Source organism: Streptomyces sp. NPDC006798 (assembly GCF_040635975.1).
Lineage (GTDB): Bacteria > Actinomycetota > Actinomycetes > Streptomycetales > Streptomycetaceae > Streptomyces.
This window is the reverse complement of the sequence record NZ_JBEYIS010000015.1, coordinates 43,781-64,838: the sequence shown is the minus strand read 5'-3', so window position 1 is coordinate 64,838 and position 21,058 is coordinate 43,781. Positions and strand designations below refer to the sequence as shown.

At 66.9% G+C, this 21,058-nt stretch carries 16 protein-coding genes; 5 read left to right on the top strand and 11 right to left on the bottom strand.

Annotation, left to right across the window (positions count from 1 at the left end; translation table 11 throughout):
* Positions 1 to 6 precede the first annotated feature (6 nt).
* A complete protein-coding gene (locus ABZ714_RS12930; RefSeq protein WP_358825237.1) occupies positions 7 to 801 on the top strand; it encodes a protein kinase in 795 nt (264 codons plus the stop codon).
* 10 nt (positions 802 to 811) lie between these two features.
* Here the strand turns inward: ABZ714_RS12930 and ABZ714_RS12925 are convergent, their stop codons facing one another.
* From ABZ714_RS12925 to ABZ714_RS12895, 7 genes are all read right to left on the bottom strand, one after another.
* Entirely contained in the window at positions 812 to 1,444 is a 633-nt protein-coding gene (locus ABZ714_RS12925) for a hypothetical protein (RefSeq protein ID WP_358825236.1), read from the bottom strand.
* A gap of 107 nt (positions 1,445 to 1,551) precedes the next feature.
* Positions 1,552 to 2,328 carry a phosphotransferase gene (locus ABZ714_RS12920; protein ID WP_358825235.1) on the bottom strand — a complete coding sequence of 259 codons (777 nt, stop codon included), beginning with the start codon at positions 2,326 to 2,328 and terminating at the stop codon, positions 1,552 to 1,554.
* A 28-nt stretch (positions 2,329 to 2,356) separates the two neighbouring features.
* Complete coding sequence (locus ABZ714_RS12915) at positions 2,357 to 3,256, bottom strand: aldo/keto reductase (RefSeq protein ID WP_358825234.1); 900 nt, start codon at positions 3,254 to 3,256, stop codon at positions 2,357 to 2,359.
* Positions 3,256 to 4,449: a cupin domain-containing protein gene (locus tag ABZ714_RS12910; protein ID WP_358825233.1), complete on the bottom strand. Its 1,194-nt coding sequence runs from the start codon at positions 4,447 to 4,449 to the stop codon at positions 3,256 to 3,258. Before ABZ714_RS12910 ends, ABZ714_RS12915 begins: the two co-directional genes overlap by 1 nt.
* 14 nt (positions 4,450 to 4,463) lie before the next feature.
* Positions 4,464 to 4,631: a hypothetical protein gene (locus ABZ714_RS12905; protein WP_358825232.1), complete on the bottom strand. Its 168-nt coding sequence runs from the start codon at positions 4,629 to 4,631 to the stop codon at positions 4,464 to 4,466.
* Positions 4,632 to 4,847: 216 nt separating this feature from the next.
* The gene (locus ABZ714_RS12900) at positions 4,848 to 5,387 is read right to left on the bottom strand and encodes a hypothetical protein (RefSeq protein ID WP_358825231.1); all 540 of its coding nucleotides are present in this window, start codon (positions 5,385 to 5,387) and stop codon (positions 4,848 to 4,850) included.
* A 10-nt stretch (positions 5,388 to 5,397) separates the two neighbouring features.
* Positions 5,398 to 5,868, bottom strand: a complete 471-nt coding sequence (locus ABZ714_RS12895) for an ATP-binding protein (protein ID WP_358825230.1) — start codon at positions 5,866 to 5,868, stop codon at positions 5,398 to 5,400.
* 489 nt (positions 5,869 to 6,357) lie between these two features.
* Between ABZ714_RS12895 and ABZ714_RS12890 the strand changes: the two genes are divergently transcribed.
* From ABZ714_RS12890 to ABZ714_RS12880, 3 genes are all read left to right on the top strand, one after another.
* The gene (locus ABZ714_RS12890; RefSeq protein ID WP_358825229.1) at positions 6,358 to 7,245 is read left to right on the top strand and encodes a Scr1 family TA system antitoxin-like transcriptional regulator; all 888 of its coding nucleotides are present in this window, start codon (positions 6,358 to 6,360) and stop codon (positions 7,243 to 7,245) included.
* Positions 7,242 to 7,448, top strand: a complete 207-nt coding sequence (locus ABZ714_RS12885) for a DUF397 domain-containing protein (RefSeq protein WP_358825228.1) — start codon at positions 7,242 to 7,244, stop codon at positions 7,446 to 7,448. The genes ABZ714_RS12890 and ABZ714_RS12885 overlap by 4 nt, the downstream gene beginning before the upstream one ends.
* Before the next feature lie 466 nt (positions 7,449 to 7,914).
* Positions 7,915 to 9,198 carry an SEFIR domain-containing protein gene (locus ABZ714_RS12880; RefSeq protein ID WP_358825227.1) on the top strand — a complete coding sequence of 428 codons (1,284 nt, stop codon included), beginning with the start codon at positions 7,915 to 7,917 and terminating at the stop codon, positions 9,196 to 9,198.
* A 9-nt stretch (positions 9,199 to 9,207) separates the two neighbouring features.
* Here ABZ714_RS12880 and ABZ714_RS12875 read toward each other — a convergent pair whose 3' ends face one another.
* From ABZ714_RS12875 to ABZ714_RS12860, 4 genes are read right to left on the bottom strand one after another with little or no spacing between them, the layout of a single operon-like run.
* Positions 9,208 to 11,727, bottom strand: a complete 2,520-nt coding sequence (locus tag ABZ714_RS12875) for an RNaseH domain-containing protein (RefSeq protein WP_358825226.1) — start codon at positions 11,725 to 11,727, stop codon at positions 9,208 to 9,210.
* Positions 11,721 to 14,969: a hypothetical protein gene (locus ABZ714_RS12870; RefSeq protein WP_358825225.1), complete on the bottom strand. Its 3,249-nt coding sequence runs from the start codon at positions 14,967 to 14,969 to the stop codon at positions 11,721 to 11,723. Before ABZ714_RS12870 ends, ABZ714_RS12875 begins: the two co-directional genes overlap by 7 nt.
* On the bottom strand, positions 14,962 to 16,143 hold the full coding sequence (locus ABZ714_RS12865) for a hypothetical protein (RefSeq protein WP_358825224.1): 1,182 nt from the start codon (positions 16,141 to 16,143) through the stop codon (positions 14,962 to 14,964). Before ABZ714_RS12865 ends, ABZ714_RS12870 begins: the two co-directional genes overlap by 8 nt.
* On the bottom strand, positions 16,140 to 17,495 hold the full coding sequence (locus ABZ714_RS12860; RefSeq protein ID WP_358825223.1) for a PD-(D/E)XK nuclease family protein: 1,356 nt from the start codon (positions 17,493 to 17,495) through the stop codon (positions 16,140 to 16,142). The genes ABZ714_RS12865 and ABZ714_RS12860 overlap by 4 nt, the downstream gene beginning before the upstream one ends.
* A gap of 453 nt (positions 17,496 to 17,948) precedes the next feature.
* On the opposite strand from ABZ714_RS12860, the gene ABZ714_RS12855 reads away from it, so the two are divergent.
* Positions 17,949 to 21,056 (top strand): DEAD/DEAH box helicase, encoded by a 3,108-nt coding sequence (locus ABZ714_RS12855; RefSeq protein WP_358825222.1) that lies wholly within the window; start codon positions 17,949 to 17,951, stop codon positions 21,054 to 21,056.
* Positions 21,057 to 21,058 lie beyond the last annotated feature (2 nt).

Here is a 21,058-nt window from a genome sequence, read left to right as displayed (position 1 = left end):
TGACGCATGACCGAACGCCTCCCTGACTCCGATTTCCTGGCTCTGGTCGAGCCCTTCACGGGCTCCGTGAAGGAGATGCGGCCCACCGAACGTGGGTTCATGTCCGATGTCCTGGTACTGATCGACGGCTCCCTTGGCCGCTTCTTCGTCAAAGGGGTCCGGAACCGGGCAGGGGGGCGCCGAGACTCACTCATCCGTGAGCGGCTGATCAACGACTCTGTCCAGGCGATCTCGCCGCGCTTGCGCTGGCATACGGAGAACGACCGCTGGACGGTCCTGGGATTCGAGCGGGTGGAAGCGGAGCCGGGCCGCTTCGAGCCCGGCTCCCCGGATCTTCCGGTTGTGCTGGACCTGCTCCGCCGGGTCGGGGAGATTCCCTTGCCCGACATGGCCGCAGACTGGCACGAAACTCGGTGGGACGCCTTCGTGGCCAACGAGGCGGAGTCCAAGCTGTTCCGGGGTGACAGCCTCATCCATGGCGACGTGGCCCCTGGTAACTTCCTTGTCGGCGCAGAAGGCGGTTGGGTGGTGGACTGGGCCTGGCCGACACGCGGCGCGGCCTTCATTGACCCTGCATTCCTGGTCCTCCAGCTCATCGCCGCCGGGCACACCCCGGCTGCGGCTGAGGACCTGTTGTCGGGGTGCCCGGCCTGGGCGAAGTCCGACCCGAGGGGCATCGACGCGTTCGCCACGGCGAACGCACGGATGTTCCGTCACCGCGCAGAGCGATCCCCGGAGCAGACGTGGCTGCGTGCCATGGAAACGACCGCGCAGGCGTGGGTTGATCACAGGGGAGCTTAGGGAGTGCCCGCTAGCTCTGGCTGGCGAGATCCGCGATGTTCACCGGGGTACACCCGCGAAGGATTACGACGGACCGGAAGGCCACAGCCCACTGTGCCCGCGGGTCTTCGTAGGGGATCCGCCGAGGTTCAGGGCTGATCCTGCGGAGGGTCTTCGGGTGGTAGAGGAAGGCTTCTACGCCCCAGCCGGATGACTGCCTCACCCAGGCCGCGGCGTGGCCGGCGCGCAGGCGTGGACAATACCTGATGGCGTCGGGGGCGCATGTCCGGCACACGGGGGGTGATGTGGTGAGTTCCCCCTCGCGGATGGGGGTGCCTCCTGCGTCGGTCACCACGTAGAGCTGCCGGTCGGCTTCGAACATGGGTATGCCGCAGATCTGGCACAGCAGATCCAGCATGGCCCGCCGCTGCCGCAGGGCGTGCACCTCCTCGAAGCGAGCCCGGCCTCTGCCGCGCTGGATGGCCTGGCGGACCCACAGAACGCCGAAGGAGTCCCGGTCGTAGAAGGACTCGTCGGCGAAGCCCAGGTGGGGTCCTTGTGGGCCGTGTGCGACGACCACTTCGGGGTGGATGACAGTCTCGCGCTCCCACCTCGTGATGTAGGGCACGGGGAGGTCACGCTGTATGTAGCGCTTGGGCGGCATAGACCTGCCTTCGGTTCGACGGGAGCGCCGCCCACCTGCCCCAGCGGGTGGGCGGCGCGGTCGGCCTCCGTGTCAGGAGAGCCGCGTCCTGGAAATCTGACGATACGTCAGATAAGGGTGCGGGCCAGATCATGAAGTGCCGGCACCAGCTCAGGGTGATCGCCCCGGGACGCCGACTGCAACAGCTCGGCGATCACGACGACGAGCGCAGCTCGGCCGTCTTCCCCCTGCAACACCGAGAACACATCCCGCACCTTCTTGACGAACGCGGGACTCAGGCAGGAGTACGCGACCAGTAGTGCCGGGTCGTATCCCGCCGGGGCGTGGCCGAACCCCTCCCAGTCCAGCAGGTACGGGGTCTGCGCCGTCAGGTTGGCCAGATGGAGATCGCCGTGAGCCACGGTCCAGTTCCTGATCTGCGGGGGGTCGACTCCGAGGAACTGGGGTACGGCTCGGTCGATCCATTCCTGGCGTACCGCGATGCGATCTGTGGTGCTCTGCGCCACCGTGTCGAGGTCGGTCCTGAGAGAAGCCCACCAACGATCCGCAGGGTCCAGCTCTTCCCGGAGAACCGGCTCTGCGGAGCACACCGGTTCGGTGATCTCCTGGGACAGCTCCGCCAGATACCCGGAGCCGTCCTGGATGCGTTCGATCGAGGTGAACATCCGGGCCTTGTGCACGCGGCCGTCGAACCGTTCGGCCGCGAGCCGGTTACCGTCCCACAGCTTTCCAGTGGCCTTGTCAGCCCGTGCCGTGAGGAGCCTCAGCCAGCAGTCGCCGTACTGCGGGTGATGAACCCGACTGCTGAGCGTCCGGCCGCGCCAGCCCCAGACCACGTCACCGTGGATCGTGGTGCCGAACCGGTCCACGAACTGCGTGAACATGCTGCGCATGTCCTTCTCGTCCTGGCGGTCAGTCGGAGGCGAGTACACCTAGCACCCTTTCCAGAGTCGAGGCAGTGAGCGTCTGTTTGAGAGCGGTGCGGGCCTCATACCAGTGCGTCACGCTGGAAGTGGAGAGGAGGACTCTACTGACTCCCGGACAGGAACCGGAGACGAGAACGCTGGCCTCGGCCGGGCTGAGTCGCCGGTCGATGAGGTCCCGCAATTCGGGCGTCACGATCTTCGGCAGCTCGCCACCGTGGAACGGAGACGAGGCGTAGACCTCCCATCCGAGGAGTTCCGCATCGGCGATGGGGCCTTGCCCGTTGAGTGCTTGCTCGATCGGGGTCGCCATGACAAGGGAGACCGGGAGCTGGATCGCCCGACAGTGGTGATCGCGCGTCCCCGCGACCTCCGTCGCCAGGTCGTTCAGCTCCGGGACGGTGAACAGGCCGCCGTCGAAGCCGCTCCATGTGGCGACGCCGTAGGCCGTGATGTGCCCTGCGGTTGCCTGCTCCTCCAGGGCCTCGAAGGCGCTGCGCAGAGCGTCGTACGGGTCCCGGTGGTTGCTCTCCGGGTTGTGGACGAAGACCAGCTCCAGATGATCCCGTCCCATCTCGACCCGGCTCCGGTCAACCTGCCAGCGGACGAAGTCGGCCTCAAGGCAGTGGCCGGCCGCCGCCGGGAACGCGGTCAGGACCCCGTCCTTCTGAGCCGCAGCAGCGGCTTCCCCTCCGACGTACCCCACCTTCGTGGAGACACTGATCTCCGGCCGGGCGAGCGCGTTCTTCAAGAGCGCGTGCGCCTCGCCGTCGAGGTAGCCCGGGGCGGTGTCGACCCAGGCGGTGTCGGGGTTGTCTCCCGCGACATCGACCATGCGCCTGACCGCGGACGGCTTGACGCGGTAGGTGCCGAGGCCGAGCTGAGCCATCACGGAAGGCTCCTTCCCGCCGAGGCGGCCTGGCCCCGTACAAGGTCCGAGACCACCATCGCCACGTCCGACAGCCCGAGGCCGGAGGAGTCTGCCAGCTCGCCCAGGGACACCGAGTGCGGGCCCGTGTCGATGAGGGCTTGGAGGAGAGGGCGAGCCTCGATGCTCATCTCCCACTCCTTGCCGCAGGCCCGGAACACGATCACGTCGTCCGGCCTCGACGTGTCGAGCAGGGGCGTCGCCGTGAGCAGGCGGACCCGAAGCTCAGGGTCGGACGGGATGTCCGAGACGTACGGCAGGCTCGTCCGTAACCGGTTCAGGGACGTCGAATCCCGCTCTTCGGCGAATCGGTGGAGGAGACGGGGGTCAGCGAACATCTGGGCGACCCTGGCACCGAGGTCTCTCAGATGTTCCTGTTGGTCCGCGGCTGAGTCGTGGATAGGGAGGTCCAGCCGGAAGACCTCCTCCTCACGGAGCGCATCGGCGATCCACTCAAGGAGCTGGGCCCCCGTGGCGGGCCTGAGACCGAAGGTCGCGTGCAGCGAGGGGGTCCCCTCGGTGGCCGCTACGGAATGCCACCAGCCTCGCGGAACGTACAGGAGGTCGCCGGGCTCAAGGACCACCTCGTCCAACGGCGGCTCGGCCGGCTCCTCCGGGTCGGCGACATCCCGGTACAGGGGCGCCGGCCTGGTCGGTCCGTAGATCTTCCAGTGCTTCTTGCCGTCGAGCTGGATCACGATGACGTCGTGCGCGTCCCAGTGGATCTTGAATCCGGGAAGCGCCCGCACCGAGGCGTACACGTTGGTCTGCACGGGAGCCCGGAGCAGCCGCTCCAGCTCGACGGCGAGGCTGCCGATCGGCTGGCTGATCTCGTCCATCGAGTCGAGGACGAGTGAAGCACCCTCGTCAAGGCACTCGTGGAGCTGTGCCGGGTGGACTCGATGCCAGACGGTGTTCCGACGCGTAGTGACGGCCTCGGTGTACCGGTGAAGGGGGACCATCTCACCGCCGACCATCAGCCGCATTCGCGGCGGTTCCAGGCGGTGGGTGCTGATGATGTCGTTGACCTGGTCCCAGGTGAGCAGGTTCTGAGGGGCGCTGACGGCGCCGGGGATGTGAAGGTGTCGGCGATGCAGCACCCCGGCCAGGAAGTTCTCCTGGCCGAGGTGCGTCGCCAGGCTAAGAGGCGACAAGGGGGTAGTCCTCGCTAGTCGTTGCCGTCGCTACGGCCGGTGCCGCCGCCGTCCCCCGCCGGGGCGGAGTTGCGGTTGCGGGCCGCCTGGATGTCGCGGCGTGCCCGGACCAGTCCGGCGCTACGGGTCTGCGGAGTCCCGCGCCCGTCGTTCTCCGTGTTGGCGCTGATGATGCTCGACACGTCGTTTTCCCATCTCTCGTTATTCGCACACACCTCTGGTGAGGTGCGGTGGGCCGCCCCCGGCACGGGCCAGGGCGGACCGCTCCGTCACGGGCGGCCGGCCCCGCATCGGCGCCGAGCGGGGGGCGGGTCGTTCCCCTGTCGAGTTGGCGCCGCCGAACCCGCATCCGTGCCTTCACGACGGATACCGGTCGACAGCCGCACTCGGCAGGGAGTTCAGGGGCGCGGCTGCACAGGGGCGTGCAGGCCGCCGTTCTGGAGGGCGTGAAGACCGCCATGGTCGACAGGTCCGCTTCGAGCCCATCCCGCGTTCAGCGTGCGGGGACGGAGGACTGCGCCGTCGATTCCCCGACGTTGGGGAGGCTCGTGGGAGGGGTCGTACTTCCGGGGCGGGGTCGAGCGGCACTCCGGGGAGACGGACAGGAGGTAAACGGTTCCGTCCTCGTCCGGAGCGTTGAAGTTGAAACCCTCACCGGAGTACAGCTTCGAGTAGGTGTTCCGCTGACTCTCGGCGTTGTCGAGCCAGAGTGCCGCCTTCTCCTGGACCGGTCCGTCCAGTTGGCAAACGATCTTCACCAGCCAATCGAAGAGCCATTCGACAGCAACGAAGGTGCTGGGAACGAGAGTTCGACCTAACCAGGTCAGGTTGAGATACTGGCTCTGCCCGTTCGGGTATACCGCGACCGCTTCACAGTGGTGCGCGTGAGGCTGGTACAGGTCGGGTTGCCGGATGGATCTCTGGTCGATGGTCAGCATCACACCCCCTCTACAGCGCCGCGAGGCGGACGTGCGGACTGGGCGGGAACGCGCTGTACTGCTCGCGGTCGATCACGTGGCGGGGGATCGGCTGGACCTTGAGCCGGAAGAAGACGACCTTCCCGCCCCCGGCCGGCCGGTGTCCGAAGTCCGATGACATGCTCGTCAGCAGCGGCAGGCCGCGCCCGCTGGTTGAGTCCTCGCCGCAGTCCTGGCGCGTCTGGGGCGGCAGGGGGTTGTTGTCCACGGCCGCGAAGGTGAACTCGTCCCCGGCGATGCCGAAGTCGACGTGAACCCGTCGCGTGGCCCCCGCGTGGAGGATCACGTTGGTGACCACCTCCGAGGCGAGCAGTTCAGCCGTCTCGGCGATATCCGGGTCGCACTCCCACGCGTGTAATGCGTGGCGAAGGGTCTTCCTCGCGATCCGAGGGGTTTCTGTGCTAGCGAGAAAGCTATAACTTCGCCAGACGAAAGTGGACACCCGCCAACCTCCCATACCGCTAAAAGGGGCCGACGCAGCTCCGGTTAACTACCGCGGGGCTGTATCGGAGGCCCAATGCTCATCCCCAAAAGTCCCGCCCCGTCCGTAACCAGGGTCATCAGTTGGGAAAGACTGATCAGTTCGCGCCTCGGGTCATTAGGCGGACCGAAGTCCAGGCAAAAGAGATTGCCCGCAGTCCGCGTGATGGGAATGCGAAGTCCAGGGGTCCTGGGTGAATCCGACAACGCATCCCCCGAAGGCGTTAAGTGCACGTGTATTCCCCCCTGCCGATCCTCCGAGGTGGCACACGGCCAGGCACGGCGGAGCGGAGAGTCAAGTTGTCGCCACAAGGCGTTACCGACGTGAACAAGGTAGACCTGGGCAAGTCTTAATCGCAAGTGCCCAATCTGGGTATGCCCAGATCTGGTTGAGTGGTCCCGACCTCCTGGGGTCGGGCAAACTGTGACCAGTCAAGCGAGGGGAGGCACGGTGGCGAGCACGATTCGGAGCCGCCGATTGGGCGGTGATCTGCGCAAACTGCGCGAGGAGCTGGGCCTGAAGGACGACGCAGTCGCGCGTGCCATGGGGTTCTCGCGGTCCAAGCTGAACCGTATCGAGCTTGGGGAGAACAAGGTTGCCCCGAACGACCTCAAGGCCCTGCTGGACCACTACGGTCTGACCGAACCTGCACAGCGCGAGCACTTCATGGCTGCCGCCAAGGATGCTCGCAAGCCCGCCGGTTGGTGGCAGCGCTACCTGGACTCCCTCCCGCGCGAGTATGCGGATTTCATCGAGCTGGAGGCTACGTCAAGTGCGATCCAGACCTTCCAGCCGAACCTGATCCCAGGGCTTCTTCAGACGCCGGCCTACATGCGGGCGGTCATCGGGGCGAACCCCGCGATCTTGCCGCCGGCCGACATCGAGGGCTTGGTCAAGATCAAGCAGGATCGGCAGGGAAGGCTCACTGGCGACGAGCCGCCGCGTCTTTGGGCGATCATCGGCGAGTCAGCGGTCCGCCAGAGAGTCGGCGGCTGCGCCGTGATGCTGGAGCAGCTAAGGCATCTGGAGCAGATGGCGACAGCTCCACACGTGACGATTCAGGTCTTGCCGCATAGCGCTGGCGCTCATGCCGGACTCGCTGGAGGGTTCGTCACCTTCTCGTTCCCGAGTGAGCGGGAGCCCGACATCGTCTGCGTCGAAACTCAGACGGGCACTCTCTACATGGACGAGCCGGGGGAGCGCTCTGCGTATGGCGAGATCTTTGATCACTTGAGAGCTGCGGCCAAGAACCCTGCGGACTCGCTGACCCTGATTCACAAGGTCATGGAGGAGATAGAGCAGACCATGAAGCAAGAAGAGGGAGAAGGAAGCAGATGAGCACCCCCCGACCCACCTCCACCCAGGGGCCCTGGCGGAAGAGTTCCTACAGCGGTGCCAACGGTGACTGCGTCGAGGTCGCCCTCGCCCGTGGCGGGATGGCCGTCCGGGACAGCAAAGACCCCGACGCCGGCCAGCAGGCCCACAGCACCGCGCCGTGGACCACCTTCATCCACGCAGTGAGGAGCGGCACGCTCGGCTAGTCAAGGAAGCTTTCGACCTGAATAGACGCTCGCTCCCCCCGGTCTTGGCGGGAGCAGACTTGTATCAGCCGATTGCTGAGCCCGTCGTGGGTCACATGACCCGCGCGTGACCCGCAGCGGCCGGAAACGGGCAGAAACGCTGGCAACGCATAACCCATGGAGCCTGTCAAACTTCTGGGCGTGTTGCCAGCGTTTCCGCAGGTGAGGGGCTTAGACTGCTGGTGCCGAAGGGAAGAGTTCAAGTCCCCCCTCGGACACCAGCAAAAACCCCAGTTGATCTGGGGTTTTTTGGTTTTTCGGAGTGTGCCCGCTCTCACTGTGGCTCGCGATCCCGCGCGGAGACCAAGGCGCAGACGAGTCACCGGGAAATATGACAGCTCTCTGACGATCGTCAGGACCGGCTCCAGGTCGTGCGGACTCCCACCTAAGGTGGCGTCTCCGGAACCAGGAAACCGAAGGAAACGTGATGGAATCGCGCACCGGGGCCAGTGTCGAGCTGACCCTCTTGGATCTTGGCAGCAAGTGGATCGATACAGCACCCAGGTCCGTCCGGGTGGGCCATGTCCGCCTCCATGGCTGGCAGGTCGACCGTGTCGTGACACCGCCGAGCTTCCACGCCGATGTGGACTCCTATCTGATCAAGGTCAACTTCGAACTCGACCTCTCCGGGGACATGCTCCCGATGAACTGGTTCGAGGTGGGGTTCACTTTCCGTGACACCGATCAGGAGAAGGACGGCGGAACCGGGGAAGTGACCGTCGTCGATGCCATTCCCCATCCCGGGCCTCGTCCAGGTATCGCCACGGCGTACACCCTGAACCAGTACCTTCATCTCCTGCCAGCCGCGGACAGTACGGACACTAACGCCTATCTGCCCGCCGCCCGGGACAACGTCGACGTCTTTGGCATCGGCAGCAACCAGGTCCGTTGGCGCCATACCTCCCCCGAGGACGGCGCCATTCGCCCGGGTTCGTATCCCGCGTGGGTCGTGCTCGTGGTGCCAGCAGGCCAGCCTGAGCAGGACGTCACACTGGCAGTGCGCTTCGACCTCGATCCACAGGGCTCCGTGGATTACGGACTGACCAGCACCCCGGACTCCTTCCGGCTGGCCCTCACCGCCCCGGATGCGACCTCCGTCGTCCACACCGCGCAGGTGGTCGACGTCAACACGGAGCGGACCGGCCTCTACACGGGCTCGTATCCCACACTGTTCATCTCGTACGCCCATGACAACGACCGGCACAAGGCATCCGTCCGCGATTTCGCCAACCTGCTGCAGGAGAACGGCATCTACACCCATCTCGACCAGTGGTCGGACGATTCCCGCAAGGACTGGGGCACATGGGCGAGTCAGCAGATCGGATCGGCCGACTTCATCGCCGTCATCGCCTCCCCCATGTGCCGAAAGGTCGGTGACGGAGCCATGGAACCCCGTCAGCACCGGGGCCTGCAGAACGAGCTCGGCATCGTTCGCAACCATTTGGCGGCCGAGCCCGACGAGTGGGGGCGCAAGGTCCTGCCCGTCGTACTGCCGGGCGGCTCCGTGGAGGACATCCCTCTGACCCTGCGGCCCCACAACATGGACCACTACATCGTGAAGGAACTCAACGAGGCGGGAATCGACGACCTGCTCAGGGCGATGGCGGGCACACCGTCCTTCCCCAGGCCGCCGCTGGGCCCTCCGGCGGCCCGGTTGAAGGAGGCAACGGCGCGAAAGCCGCCGTCCCCTCCCGGGGCTGCCCGCCACTGAGCCCAGGACTCACCCCGTCTCGTCGTCCGCGCCCCCGGACGCCCGGAAGTCGGGGTGGTCCCGGTCGGCGCTCATCGCCAAATGCAGCGGTACCGGTGCGGCCGTGCGGTCGTCCCATGAGATCGACTGCTCGCAGAGCCGAGCGGTGAGCGCTGCCAGCCGACGGGGTTCCCAGGAGCCCGGCCGCACCACAAGGATCTCCTTGCCGGTATAGGCGTGCCAGGGAACCCCCCGTTGTTCGGACTCGTGGGCGTGGGGCAGGGTCCACCGGGTGAACCGTGCCCCACGGTCCCCTCCTTTGGACTTCAAGGTGACCGAGCGTCCCGCGAGGTACCAGGAGTCGAGACTGCTCTCCGAAAGCCGGTACACCTTGCGCTCCGGCGCGGCGGGCTGTAGGGGATCGGCAGGCATGTTGGCCTTCTCCACCCGGCTGACGGGCCGACCGATCTCACCGTTGTCGCTGTTCAGACGAACGACCGCTACATCGACCCCGGCGGCACGCAGCGTGTCCCCCGGCAACGGTTCAGTACCGAGTGACCTGTCCGAGAGCCCCTTCCACAGCGTTCTGGTCGCGGTGGACTCCACGAACAACACCACGGGTGTCCTGCTGCCCGTATGTGCCACCAGGTCGCGGAGTCTGCGTTCGATCTCGTCACTCGCCTGATCGCCCTTCGCCCCGGACCGACCTCCACGCGTCGCGCCGATAGGGCCCGCATGGAAGTCCGTGAGCCCCTCGGACGCCCGGAGCCACATATGCGTCCGCTCGCTGTACATGAGCGCGCGCCAGGCACCGATACCAGCGGGGTCCGTGTGGAGCGCGTACAACGTCGTGACGAGCAGGGACCCGTCATCAGCCGTCTGCTGCCTCCGAACATGGATGCCGATCAGGAGCACCGGCCGGTCCAGGGGTAGGGGCATTCCTTCCTGGGCCAACGCGTTCGGCAGCCGGTCGTCCAACACACCGGCCGAACGCAGGAGGTCGCGGAGGGCGGCGCGAGCCGCGTGTCGCTTCTCACCGGCGCTGCGGGGCCGGGCGCCCTCGGGAAGGGTCAGGGGGTCGGTGGCCAGAAACTGAGTGGGCACCCTCAGATGTCCGAACAGCCGCCTGAGATGCAGCTTGGCATCGAACTCCGCGGTATCGGCCAGGGGGTGGTACTCCGTCTCCAGCCAGGCGGCGACGAGCCGGTCCGGCTCGCGAGCGAGATCCAAGGCGTCGGCCAACAGGGCCGCCCTGTTCGGCGTATCGTGGGAGAGCAGCCGCGGGCAGTGGCGGGCGACCACGTCCAATGACGCGGTGAGGGATTCCGTACCCCGCTCGGGGTCCAGCCGGACCGGTCGGCCCGTCAGCTCCTCCAACTCACCGCGCATCCGCTGTCTCGCTTCCGGACTCGCGTAGAGACAGGCGAGGGTCATCTTGCGGTATCCCGTTGGCGCTACGGCTGCCGTCGGCAACCCGCCCTCTTGGTATCTCTTGACCCTTTTCGGCAGCCGGATCCCCTTGTCCACGGGGTACGTCAGCGGGACTAGTGAGGGCAGCGTCAGCAGGATGTGCTCATGCAGGCGAAGCAGGAACCGCGGACCGAGCCCGCTGCCGATGGTGTGAAACCGGGCCCGGGCCATCTGCGGCCTGAAGCGGTCCGGGTGTTCGGGGAATTCGGCGGGGAGTTCCAGGGGCTCCAGTTGACAGGCTCCGAGAATGCTCGCGATCGCGGGGTTGAGGTGGCTCCGCCACTGCCCGGTCTCGTTGTTCTTCGAGCGCAGCACCGGCAGCCGCAGGACGGGGGTGTCCGCCTCTTCTCCCGGTAGGCCCTGCCGCTCGATCCATACGTGCTTCGCGTTGTGCCCCCGCGGCGCGATCCGGGACAGGTGTGCGTCAAAACAGACCACAAGGTCCTCCACACCTGCCCGGGTGATCAGTCTGGCGGTGATCCTGGCCATACTGAACGCCCTGCCGGACTTGCTGACGACGAGATCAGCCTTGTTCCAGGCGACCAGCGATCCATCCGTGTCCAATCGAAAAGCGAGAGGTGGGCGGCCGTCGACGGCAATCGCGCCAGCGGCCACCTGGCGCAGGATCTGCCAAGTGGCGGTTCGGAAAACCCAACCAGGCATGGTGGGCACCTGGCTGGCGCGGAAGGCGATGGATTCCGAGAACGGGCGCGGCGCCCCAGGCGACGGCAGCACAGGGACCAGGGTGGACGAATCAGCGCTCCCTCTGATGTGCCGTTCCCATGCCCGTACCGCCGTCCGCACCCGATGGTCGAACGGATCACTCGTCAGTAGCAGCATCCGGTCACCCTGGGCGCGTTCGGTCTCGTCCAGGTGGTTCTCGCCGAACAGCCGCACAGGTCGACCGGTGGCTGCCGTGATGCCCGTGGCCAGACTGGCGTAGGGCTGTCGTCGGCCACGGGGGGCCGGCAGACTCTCCCACGCCTTGCTGAAGTCCTCGGTCAAGGGGTAGACGACGATGGAACCCAAAACTTCGTCCACCCGGTCCCGGGGCACCCGGTAGGCAAGTGTGATCAACACGTCGGCGCTCCCTTGGTGTGACGGTCGGCGTAGTCGAAGAATGCCTGCAGCGTGCTGCCGTAGTAGTCGCACAGCCGGTCGAGAACGCCGTCCCGGCGCCAGCCCTCTCGCAACTTGACGATCGATGTCGCCAGATCGCTGCCGCCTGTCGGGTCCAGCATGGCGCCGTCGACCAGGTGCAGTACGGCGGAAGTCCCGCCGCGGCGGGCCCGTCCGATCAGCTGGACGGCGCCAATGATCATCTCGGCCGTGACGGCGAGTTTCACCTCCAGCGGCTGGGCCTGGAAGTACGGAGGGCGGCGAATGATCTTCTCCAAGTAGTTGCCGGCGACGGCTCTGCGATCGGCGAGCAGTCCCTTGGGATCGCTGGAGGGTCCTGGGTGGACGGCCAGGGCCCGGGCCTGGATATGGGCGACCAGTTCCGAGGGTTCGTCCATCAACGGGATCGGCCGGACCACGAGCCACACGGAGCCGAGCGCGGACTTGTCTCCCCTGCCGATGATGTTCACTCCGCGTTGAACCCTCGCCAGCGGCGCGATGAGGATGTCGGCATCGGACATCGCCGGGAAGCCCTCCAGCCGGTCGGCCGGCAGCTCGCGCCATCTCCCCACCCCTTCGGAGGGCGGCTCGTAGGCCTCGTCCGCCCGAGGCCGGACGGCCAGACAGATCCGTGTCGCCGCCACCCCCGCACCAGACAACCCTTCGGCCACTAGGCGCGCGGCCTCGTACGACGTGGTGGCCAGCAGCACCCTCGCCCGGTCCTCGTCCTCGTCCTTGAGGCGGTCCAACTCGGCCCTCAGGTACCTGCGCCACAACTCCTCGGCGACCCGTACGGTCGCCCGTGCGCGCTCGGGTCCTTCGAGCCCGGAAATCCTCTCGAACGGGCCCGACTTCCGGATGGGTACGCCCGCAGCTTCGACACGGACCCCGTTCGGCGCGTTGTCCGCCACCCACCAGCGGGGACGCATATGCACATGGTGATGGGGAGCGCCCGGGAAGTAGGATGTCGCCGACAGACCCAGCACGATACGCCGGGTCCCGGCGAGCGCCATCGCCGTGGTCTCCCCCAGGGTGACGGTGTAGGTGTGCGGATCGCCCCCGAACGCCGCCGTGGTCAATCGGGCCGCTTCCGGTCGGGTGTCGTCGAAGTGTTCAGTGAAGGCGAAGACCAGTCGGCCGAGGGGTCCGGTGGGTGTGAGCCGCCATCGCCCGTAGGTCCCGAGACGGTCCGCGATCTCCTGCGCCGACTCGACTCCGTTGTCCACCAGCTGAGCGTTGTTGGCCATCAGTACATGCAGATATGCCCGGATGCGCTCCAGGATGGCCCGCCGGAGCACCCGGTTGGCAAAGCGCCCCCGGTCGTGCTCGTCCAGCTCGGGCAAGAGTTCCGCGAGCGCCGTACGGGCGGCGGCGAGAGCTTGGCCGCCCGTTCCGACGGTGACCACCTGCGCGAGGTGTCGGCGGATATCCGCGAATCCCTCCGGCTCCCCCGCCTGCGGGGGCTGTTCCCCTATGAAGAGGGAGCGGAACATTGCGACCTGGTCCGGAGAGACCTCTGTCGGTTCGACCCCGAAGATCTTGCCGGTCAACCAGTTGTCCCATCTTCTGGGCACCATCCAGGTGCGGGCGGGTCCCCGGGGCCGCCGACCCCGGGAGGGGGGCGCCGCGCCCAGACGGTCGTAGGCCAGGTGGCTGACGTAGTTTTCCGAGAGGTATCTCAGACCGAAGTAGGCATCGCGAACGCTCGCGTCCACCTCGTCGTGGAGTCGGCCGAACGCCGCCCCGAAGTCTTGATCGAGGCGTCGTAGTGGCGTGTTGGTGCTACCACCGTGATCCAGTACGAGTCCCCGGCCAGCGCTCTCGATGGCAACCCGTTGGAAGACGTCGACCTCGTCGATGACGACGATTTGGCACCGTCGCAGAACCAGCTCCTCAACCGTCAGCCGGTCGTTCGCCCCGAAGCCGTCGTCGACCGGGGTCTGCAGAACCCCCGAAAGCAGATTCTGATGCGAGGTGACGATCACATCGGCGGTGCATGCCTGCCGCGCCGCACGGAATCGGCCACAGGTGGTACGCCAGGGGCACGCGACGGTTCGGGCTCCGCCCCGGCGGTCAGGTCGGCACAGCGCGGAGCAGGGCTCCTGCCCCGGCTGCCAGGCATCGATGCCCCTCTCGGCCGAGGCGATAGCCGAGAGAGCGCAGCCGTAACCGAACCGCCGCCAGATCCAGTTCGCGTCCGGACCGCCTTCCGACACCCTGGCCGACGCCGTCGAGGCGACTTTGATCAGAGAGCGCGGTGAGACCAGGGGAACCACCTGGGCGCCACTGCCGAAGAGGGTCAGAGCGCGTTCGACCTGGTACGTGACCCGGACGACGTCGGCGTTCGTGGGAAGTACGAAGGCCACGGTGACACCCGTCCGGGCCGCCCAGCAGGCGAGGGTCTCGACGAGCACCACGGATTTGCCGAATCCGGTGTAGGCGAGAAGCTGGTTGACAGGGCCGGCTGTCAGGTCCAGGCACTGGACCTGGTTGCCCGCCTCATCACGGACCTGCTTGATGAAACGTTCGACCGCGGTGAGCCGGTAGGCGTTGCCACCGTCGTTCAGTGCCGCCTGGTCGATCTGCTCGGCGATATCGCGCAGATCCTCGAAGGGGATGGATCTCCGGAGCTCGGGCGGGGCATCCCGCACTGTGGCGAGCGATTGCCGTGGTGGCCGGTGGTGCTCTCGGATCTCATAGCGGTGGTCGACATAGGTACGGTCCGCGCCGTCGGGAGTGCGTACCCGCGTAGTGGTGGTGTGGGGGCCGGGTTGGGCAGCGGGTCGGATACGGTCCATGGCGCGATGAAGGGCATCCAGTTCCTTCAGGGCGTCGTCGACGAACGCCGACAGAGGCATACCCGGATCCACCAGGATGGCTCCGCTGGATCCGTAGTCGTCGGTGGCTGCGCATCCAGGGACACTGCCGACGCGGAGAAGGCGGTCCAGGGTACGACCCGCCGATTCGGCGTTGGCGAGTACGTTGGGACGCCTGCGGAACAAGCGGGTGAACTGACTGGCGTCCTGGAGCGGCAGATGTCGCCACTCGGTCCAGTCCGCGATATGCCCGTCGAGCACGAAGAGGACATCCGTCCGGGAGACAGTGCGGCGTCCGTCTTCCTGTTCGGTCAGGGGAAAGTGCCGGGCCGTCAGGCCGATGGCGGCCCGCATGGCCCTGGGTAGGATCTTCACGTCGTCAGGCATGGTCAGCCTTCCCCCGCGTGGACAGGATCCGTCGCACCCGCAACTTGAAGCGGCTCTCGGTGATGACGTCCAGAGCCGGGAGAGCCGATCGGACGGCGTCGTACTGATACTCGTGCGAGTGGGGCAGGAGAATGGTGGCCCGGGTCCGGGACGCACGCAGATCCGCGCAGAGCCGGTGGGACGACCGGTACTCCTTGACGTCCAGCCGGAACTCGGGCCCGCCCGGCCCGACGGAGACATGCAGATCGTAGGAGTCGCCGTCCGGCCAGAGACAGACGCGGCAGCCGAGCTTCTCCAGTAGCCCGGCGATCCGTAGCTCATTGGCACCTGGCACGACGACGAAGCGCCACACTCCCGGGTCGACTCGGACGGCGCCTTCCGTGGAGGCTGCACGCGGCTTCGCCACCCTCGGCCCCTCGTCGGTACGACTGAGATCGGGCTGGGATCCACGAGTGCGGCCCGTCACGATCCGGTAGCGGGCCACATGGGGCATATAGCGGCAGCGCGCGGTCCCCTGTCGCACTGCCATCGGCCACCGGCATTCGGGGCAGGGCCACCACCATCCCACTGTCTCACTGACGTAGTGCACCTGGTCCGGAGAGAGTTCCTGATATCCCCTCCAGGGGAGGCAGATCCTCCTATCGGCGATTATGTCGCCGAGAAGGGCACGGTGGCCCGCCGGGTGCTCGATCAGAAACCTCCGGGAGGTGACATAGGTGTCCTGGTCCTGGGAGGCGGTGAGCGCCGCGAATGTCTCCTGTCTGATCCGTGCCGCGTTCATATGTGTCCATGAGGGCAGCCATCCGGCCGGATCCGTACCGGACTCCAGGGGCACCGCGTACTCACTGGCGAGGTCGAGTGCCGTCGACGTCAGCTGATCACTACCGTCCAGCAGGACGGATTCCACGATTGCCCCGTCCGCTTCCGCGCCCCGGAAGGGCAGAAGCCCACCCAGTTCCGAGCGCAGCGACGAGACGAGTTCGAGTGGCGTCGTGGGTCCGCGACCAGGGCCATGTGTCTCCATCACCACCCCCGTCATCCGGGCCACTTCCAGGTAGGCGGCGGGCTGCCGGGCCCGTACCGACCAGGCGTACGCGGCACGCAGCGCTGCCGTGACCACCCTGCGTACCTGTGTGTCGGGGTCGTCAGCGGGCGCCTCGATCCAGTCGGTCACGCCCCCTCCCCGGCAGAGCTCGGACACCACCGGTTGAAAGAACATCGTGCGCAGTGTCCGCCCGGCCGTGCTGGGAACACCTCATCGGCGTACCACTCCCGTGCCAACTCCGCGAGTACCCCACGGGCCTGCGTCAGCACATGGGCATCGTGGTGGTCGAAGGTCGTGAGTACGGGACCTGTACGGGTCAGTCGTTCGAACTCGACCGACGCCCCTGCGGCACCGCCCGGTAGTACGCCTTCGACGGCGAGTACGACGGCGAGCGCCAGTTGAGGGTAACGCCCGAACACATCACCCGCTCCCACATCGCGGGTCGTCTTGGTCTCCCGAAGGACCCACCCTCGGGCGGCGCGGTAGAGCAGGTCCGCCTTAGCGATCACGACCGTGTCGGCCTCCGGGTCGTACACGACAAGGGTCGGCTCGGCCAGAACGTCGGCCGGCTCCGGCGACGGTATGTCCTTCAGTGGGCAGACCAACGCGTGGTCGCCGATCATCTGCCGACCGAGCCGCGCCTCGGAGCCCGTCGTCTCCCACCGCCCGAACGTCCACTCATGAGCGTCGGCGGGCAGATACCCGGGGTCGCACGGGCCCTCGGCAGGTCGGCGATGCCGCCCTTCGATCCACTCGTGCACGGCTCGGCCACGGCGAACCGCGGCGGAGTCCTCCACTCCTCTGTCCCGTGGCAGCCACAGCTCTTGGAGATGCGCCTGGGCGGGGCACGTAGCGTAAGCACGGGCTGTCGTCACTGACCATGACCGACGTCGGCGACCCGCGCCGCCACCCGCTTCGACACCGAGCAGACCGGGGCGGACCTGGACCGCGGGGCACACGTCGACGAGTGGGCAGTCACCGCATTCCGGTCCGGGGCGAGGGGAGTCCCCGGCCACCCGCAGCCACGGCTCCTCGCCGAACTCCTTCTCGTAGAGCCGGTGGGCGACCTCGACAGTATCGTCGAAGATGACCTGATACGAGCCGTCCGCGCAGCCGATCTCCACTACCCGTATACGATCGGGCATGGTGTCCCGCCCCGTGGTGAGCGGGTGCCAGGCCCAGGGACTGCTGAGCACCGGCAGACCGCCCGCGACCACGGCAGCGGCTATCGCCCGCTCCGCCTGGTCGACGGTGCGTCCCGTGATCGAACCGATCCGCAGCAGTCGTAGTTCCCTGAACCCTCGGGCGGCATAGCGGCGGCCGTACACGATCTCCTCGTACCTCTGGGCACCGTTGCTTCCCGGCACTTCGCGCCATCTCGCCCAGGTTCGGGACACCGGCGTCATGGGTTGCGGTACATCGAGTATGTCGGCCAAGGGGAGTGCCGTGATCTCCTCGGCGGCTTTCAGGTAGTTCTCCACCGCCCGCGGTACCCACGCGGCCAGCGCCGGATGAATCGGCCGCTTCGGTCGGGACCGCCAACTGATCAAAGCCTCGTCCCGGGCGCTCGGTCCGAACTCCATCAGATCAAGCACCGCGTTGACGGGCCCCAGGGCGCTGCGCTCCAGGCTCCCGGGGGCGAACTTCCTCGCCCCATCGGTACGGCGCACCGAGGGCCGGGATTCCACCGCCGTTCGGAGCGGACAGCCACGGCCCGGGGCTCTGACACGACTGGGCTGCACACGGATCAGATTGCCGTCTCCGGAGCATCCATCCGGTACGCGCCAACTCTGCATGGACTATTCTCCCCCCGAAAATTCCGCATTCCGCGGCATGTGATAGGCAAGCCCCGGGACCGATCCGCCGACGCCGGGCCGGAACACATCAATATATTCGCACGAGCGTGCGAACGCCGGGGAAGGGAAGCACTCCTGATGGACGAGAGGAAGCTCCATGGCCTCTTCATCGGCATCGACAACTATGCCTCTCCAGATATCAGAACACTTCACTTCGCACAACGCGATGCCACTGTTCTGCATGCCTTGTTCCTCGATAATTTCAAAGGAAATCTGAGCCTACTGCTGGGCGCGAAGGCGACCAAGGCCGGATTGCTGACAGAAATGAGACAGCTGGCGAGGGAGAGTACCGATGACGACATCGTCGTCGTCAGCTTCTCGGGCCATGGCACCAAGCGTCATGAATTGGCCATGTACGACTCCGTCGACGAGGCGGGCACCGGCGTTCGTCTCGAAGACTTCGTCGAACTGCTCGGCGGCACCCGAGCAGCCATCATGCTGGTCGTCCTCGATTGCTGTTTCGCCGGAGGCGCCGTCGCGAAGGTGCTGCAGCACCCCGCTTCCGATGGTGTGGCACGCGGACTGACCGAGCCGGTGGCGGACTTGGTGAGGCAGATTTCCGGACGAGGAAGGGTCGTCCTCACGGCAGCCACCAAGGACCAGGAGGCGTACGAACGACCGGACCTGCGTCATGGCCTGCTGACCCACTATGTACTCAATGGCCTGCTCGGGGATCCGGAAGTGGTGGTGGACGGCGACCGCGTACCGCTGCTCCGGCTCGCGGATTTCGTCTCACGCAGGGTGAAAGCGGACGAGTCACGACCATATCGCCAGCAGAACCCCGTGGTGGCCGGTCAAGTGGACAACGGCGAACTGCCCGTCCTCACCCCCGGAGGCAACTATGCGGCCGCCGGTGGCGGCCCTGCCCCGGACCCAGCGACCCATGCCTTCGCCAGCCTGGCCCCCTTCGGAGTCCCCGAAGGGGCCATCGCGCTCTGGCAAAGCGACTTCGCCGCGTTGAACTCCCTCCAAGTCGCGGCCGTCAACGACGGCGGCCTGCTGGTCGACACCAATGTCCTCGTCAGCGCGCCGACATCGTCCGGCAAGAGCCTCATCGGGGAACTCGCGGCACTGCGCGCGTACGGCCGCGCTCAGCGGGCGGTGATCCTCCTGCCGACCAGAGCCCTGGTCAACGAACAATACGATCGGCTCCGCCGACGCTACGAGGGCGGAGGGGTTCGGGTCATCCGCGCCACCGGGGAGCTGCGCGATCACCTTCCGGCGCTCTTCTCGGGCGATTACGATCTGGCCGTACTCACCTACGAGAAGTACATCGGACTACTGTTCGTCCGCCCGCAGCTTCTCCAGCATGCGGGTGTGCTGGTCGTAGACGAGATCCAGTCCCTCTTCTTGAACGAGCGGGGCCCGCTCCTCGAGATTCTCTTCACCTGGCTCAAGATGCGCCGGGGCCACGACGGCACTCCGCAGATCGTCGGGTTGTCCGCGGTCCTCGGGAATGTCCGGGCGCTCGCGGACTGGCTCGGCGCCCGGCCGGTCACCTCCGCCGAGCGCGCCGTTCCCCTGTACGAGGGCGTGATCGATCCGACGGGCCGCTTCCGGTACATCGATCAACGAGGTGTAGAGAGTTCGGAGCAGTTGTTCTCGCGGACGGATCCGGTATCCGATGACGAGACGGACGACGTGGCGATCGTCCGGGTGGTACAGGCGCTCATCGAGCGGGGACATCGCGTCCTGGTGTTCCGCAAGACCCGACGGCTCGCTCGCTCCCTCGCGGTCAAGCTCACGGCCGTGCTGGGGCTGCCTTCGGTCGATGAAGCATATGCGGCTCTCGGTGAACGGGAGAGCATGCGGTCGGTCGACGCACTGCGTTCCTGCCTCGCCGGGGGCACGGCATTCCATACCTCCGACCTCGACGACGAGGAGCGAAAGCTGGTCGAACACGCGTTCCGAGAGCAGGACGGCGAGCTGCGTGTGGTGGTGGCCACCACCACACTGGCCCAGGGCGTCAATCTGCCGGCGGACTCCGTGGTCATCGCCGAGCTGCAACACCCGGGGGGACATCCCTACGAAGTCGCCGAATACCGGAACATGGCGGGCCGGGCGGGCCGTACCGGCCTCGCCGAACACGGGCGGGCCGTCATCCTCACCCGCGGCCCCATGGACAGCGACCGGCTCTGGCAGAAGTACGTCACGGCGAAACCGGAGGCACGCCCCTCGACTCTACTGTCAGCCGATGTCGACGCCCGATCGGTGGTACTCGCCGCTTTCGCGGGCCCGACCGGAGGCCGCGGACCGGCGACCGTCGCCGACGTCCAGCACTTTCTCTCCTTCACCCTCGCCTCCCACCAGCGGCGGATGGCCGGCCGGCCCGACCCGTTCCCCGCCGAATTCATCGCGAGCACCATCACCCGGCTGCTGGCCGCGGGGCTGCTGCGGGCTTCAGGCGCCGGACACGTCCTCACCGGCCTCGGTGAGATCGCGGTCAAGTCGGGACTGTCGGTAGACTCCGTCGGTCTACTCGCCGAGGTCTTGGCAGCCGTGCCTGCGGGAACCATGAACCAGATGACCCTCATCGGCGCCGCCCAACTGGTAAAGGAGCTCGACGACACGCGTTTCGCACAGCCGAGCAACAACCCGGTCCGGGCAGGGGCACACCTCACCCGTTGCCTGGTCGAACAGAAGATCGCCGACTGCGTGCTCAAGAACCTGATGGACGTGCAGGAAAGGTCGCGGGCGGGAGCGGCACGTGCCAGACGCGCAATCGCGAGCCAGCTGTGGACCTACGGGTGGCCGACCTCCAGAATCGAGCAGAGCATCACCCATCTCCTCCGGGAACGGGCCGCTATGCCCGTACGCCAAGCCGCGCGCCGTACCTCGGATGTGATCGAGACCGTGATCGACGTCCTGCGTGAGGTTGCCCCCGATAACGAGCCCGTTCATCTCACCGAGAGTCTCCCCGCCGCCCTGGAACTGGGTATCCGGGTGGGCTTGGTTCCTGTGGCCCGGCAGCTGCCGACCGCTCCCGACCGGAGCTGGTTCTTCCATCTGTTCGACCAGGGCATGAGATCCGCGGCCGACATCGCCCAGGCCGACGAGGCCGTTCTGGTGGGCTGTGCCGAGGGCGATTCGGAGATGGCCACGCATCTGCGTACAGCTGCGGTAGCGGCGCTGGCAGAGGAGGAGCGGATGTCCGGGGCTCCTGGGCTGCCTCCGCCCACCGATTGATC

What these genes read in the sequence shown, in the direction of transcription:
- ABZ714_RS12880 (WP_358825227.1), top strand. Translation starts at nt 7,915, where the DNA reads ATGGAATCGCGCACCGGGGCCAGTGTCGAGCTGACCCTCTTGGATCTT.
- ABZ714_RS12920 (WP_358825235.1), bottom strand. Translation starts at nt 2,328, where the DNA reads ATGTTCACGCAGTTCGTGGACCGGTTCGGCACCACGATCCACGGTGAC.
- ABZ714_RS12925 (WP_358825236.1), bottom strand. Translation starts at nt 1,444, where the DNA reads ATGCCGCCCAAGCGCTACATACAGCGTGACCTCCCCGTGCCCTACATC.
- ABZ714_RS12870 (WP_358825225.1), bottom strand. Translation starts at nt 14,969, where the DNA reads ATGCCTGACGACGTGAAGATCCTACCCAGGGCCATGCGGGCCGCCATC.
- ABZ714_RS12885 (WP_358825228.1), top strand. Translation starts at nt 7,242, where the DNA reads ATGAGCACCCCCCGACCCACCTCCACCCAGGGGCCCTGGCGGAAGAGT.
- ABZ714_RS12900 (WP_358825231.1), bottom strand. Translation starts at nt 5,387, where the DNA reads ATGCTGACCATCGACCAGAGATCCATCCGGCAACCCGACCTGTACCAG.
- ABZ714_RS12915 (WP_358825234.1), bottom strand. Translation starts at nt 3,256, where the DNA reads ATGGCTCAGCTCGGCCTCGGCACCTACCGCGTCAAGCCGTCCGCGGTC.
- ABZ714_RS12855 (WP_358825222.1), top strand. Translation starts at nt 17,949, where the DNA reads ATGGACGAGAGGAAGCTCCATGGCCTCTTCATCGGCATCGACAACTAT.
- ABZ714_RS12930 (WP_358825237.1), top strand. Translation starts at nt 7, where the DNA reads ATGACCGAACGCCTCCCTGACTCCGATTTCCTGGCTCTGGTCGAGCCC.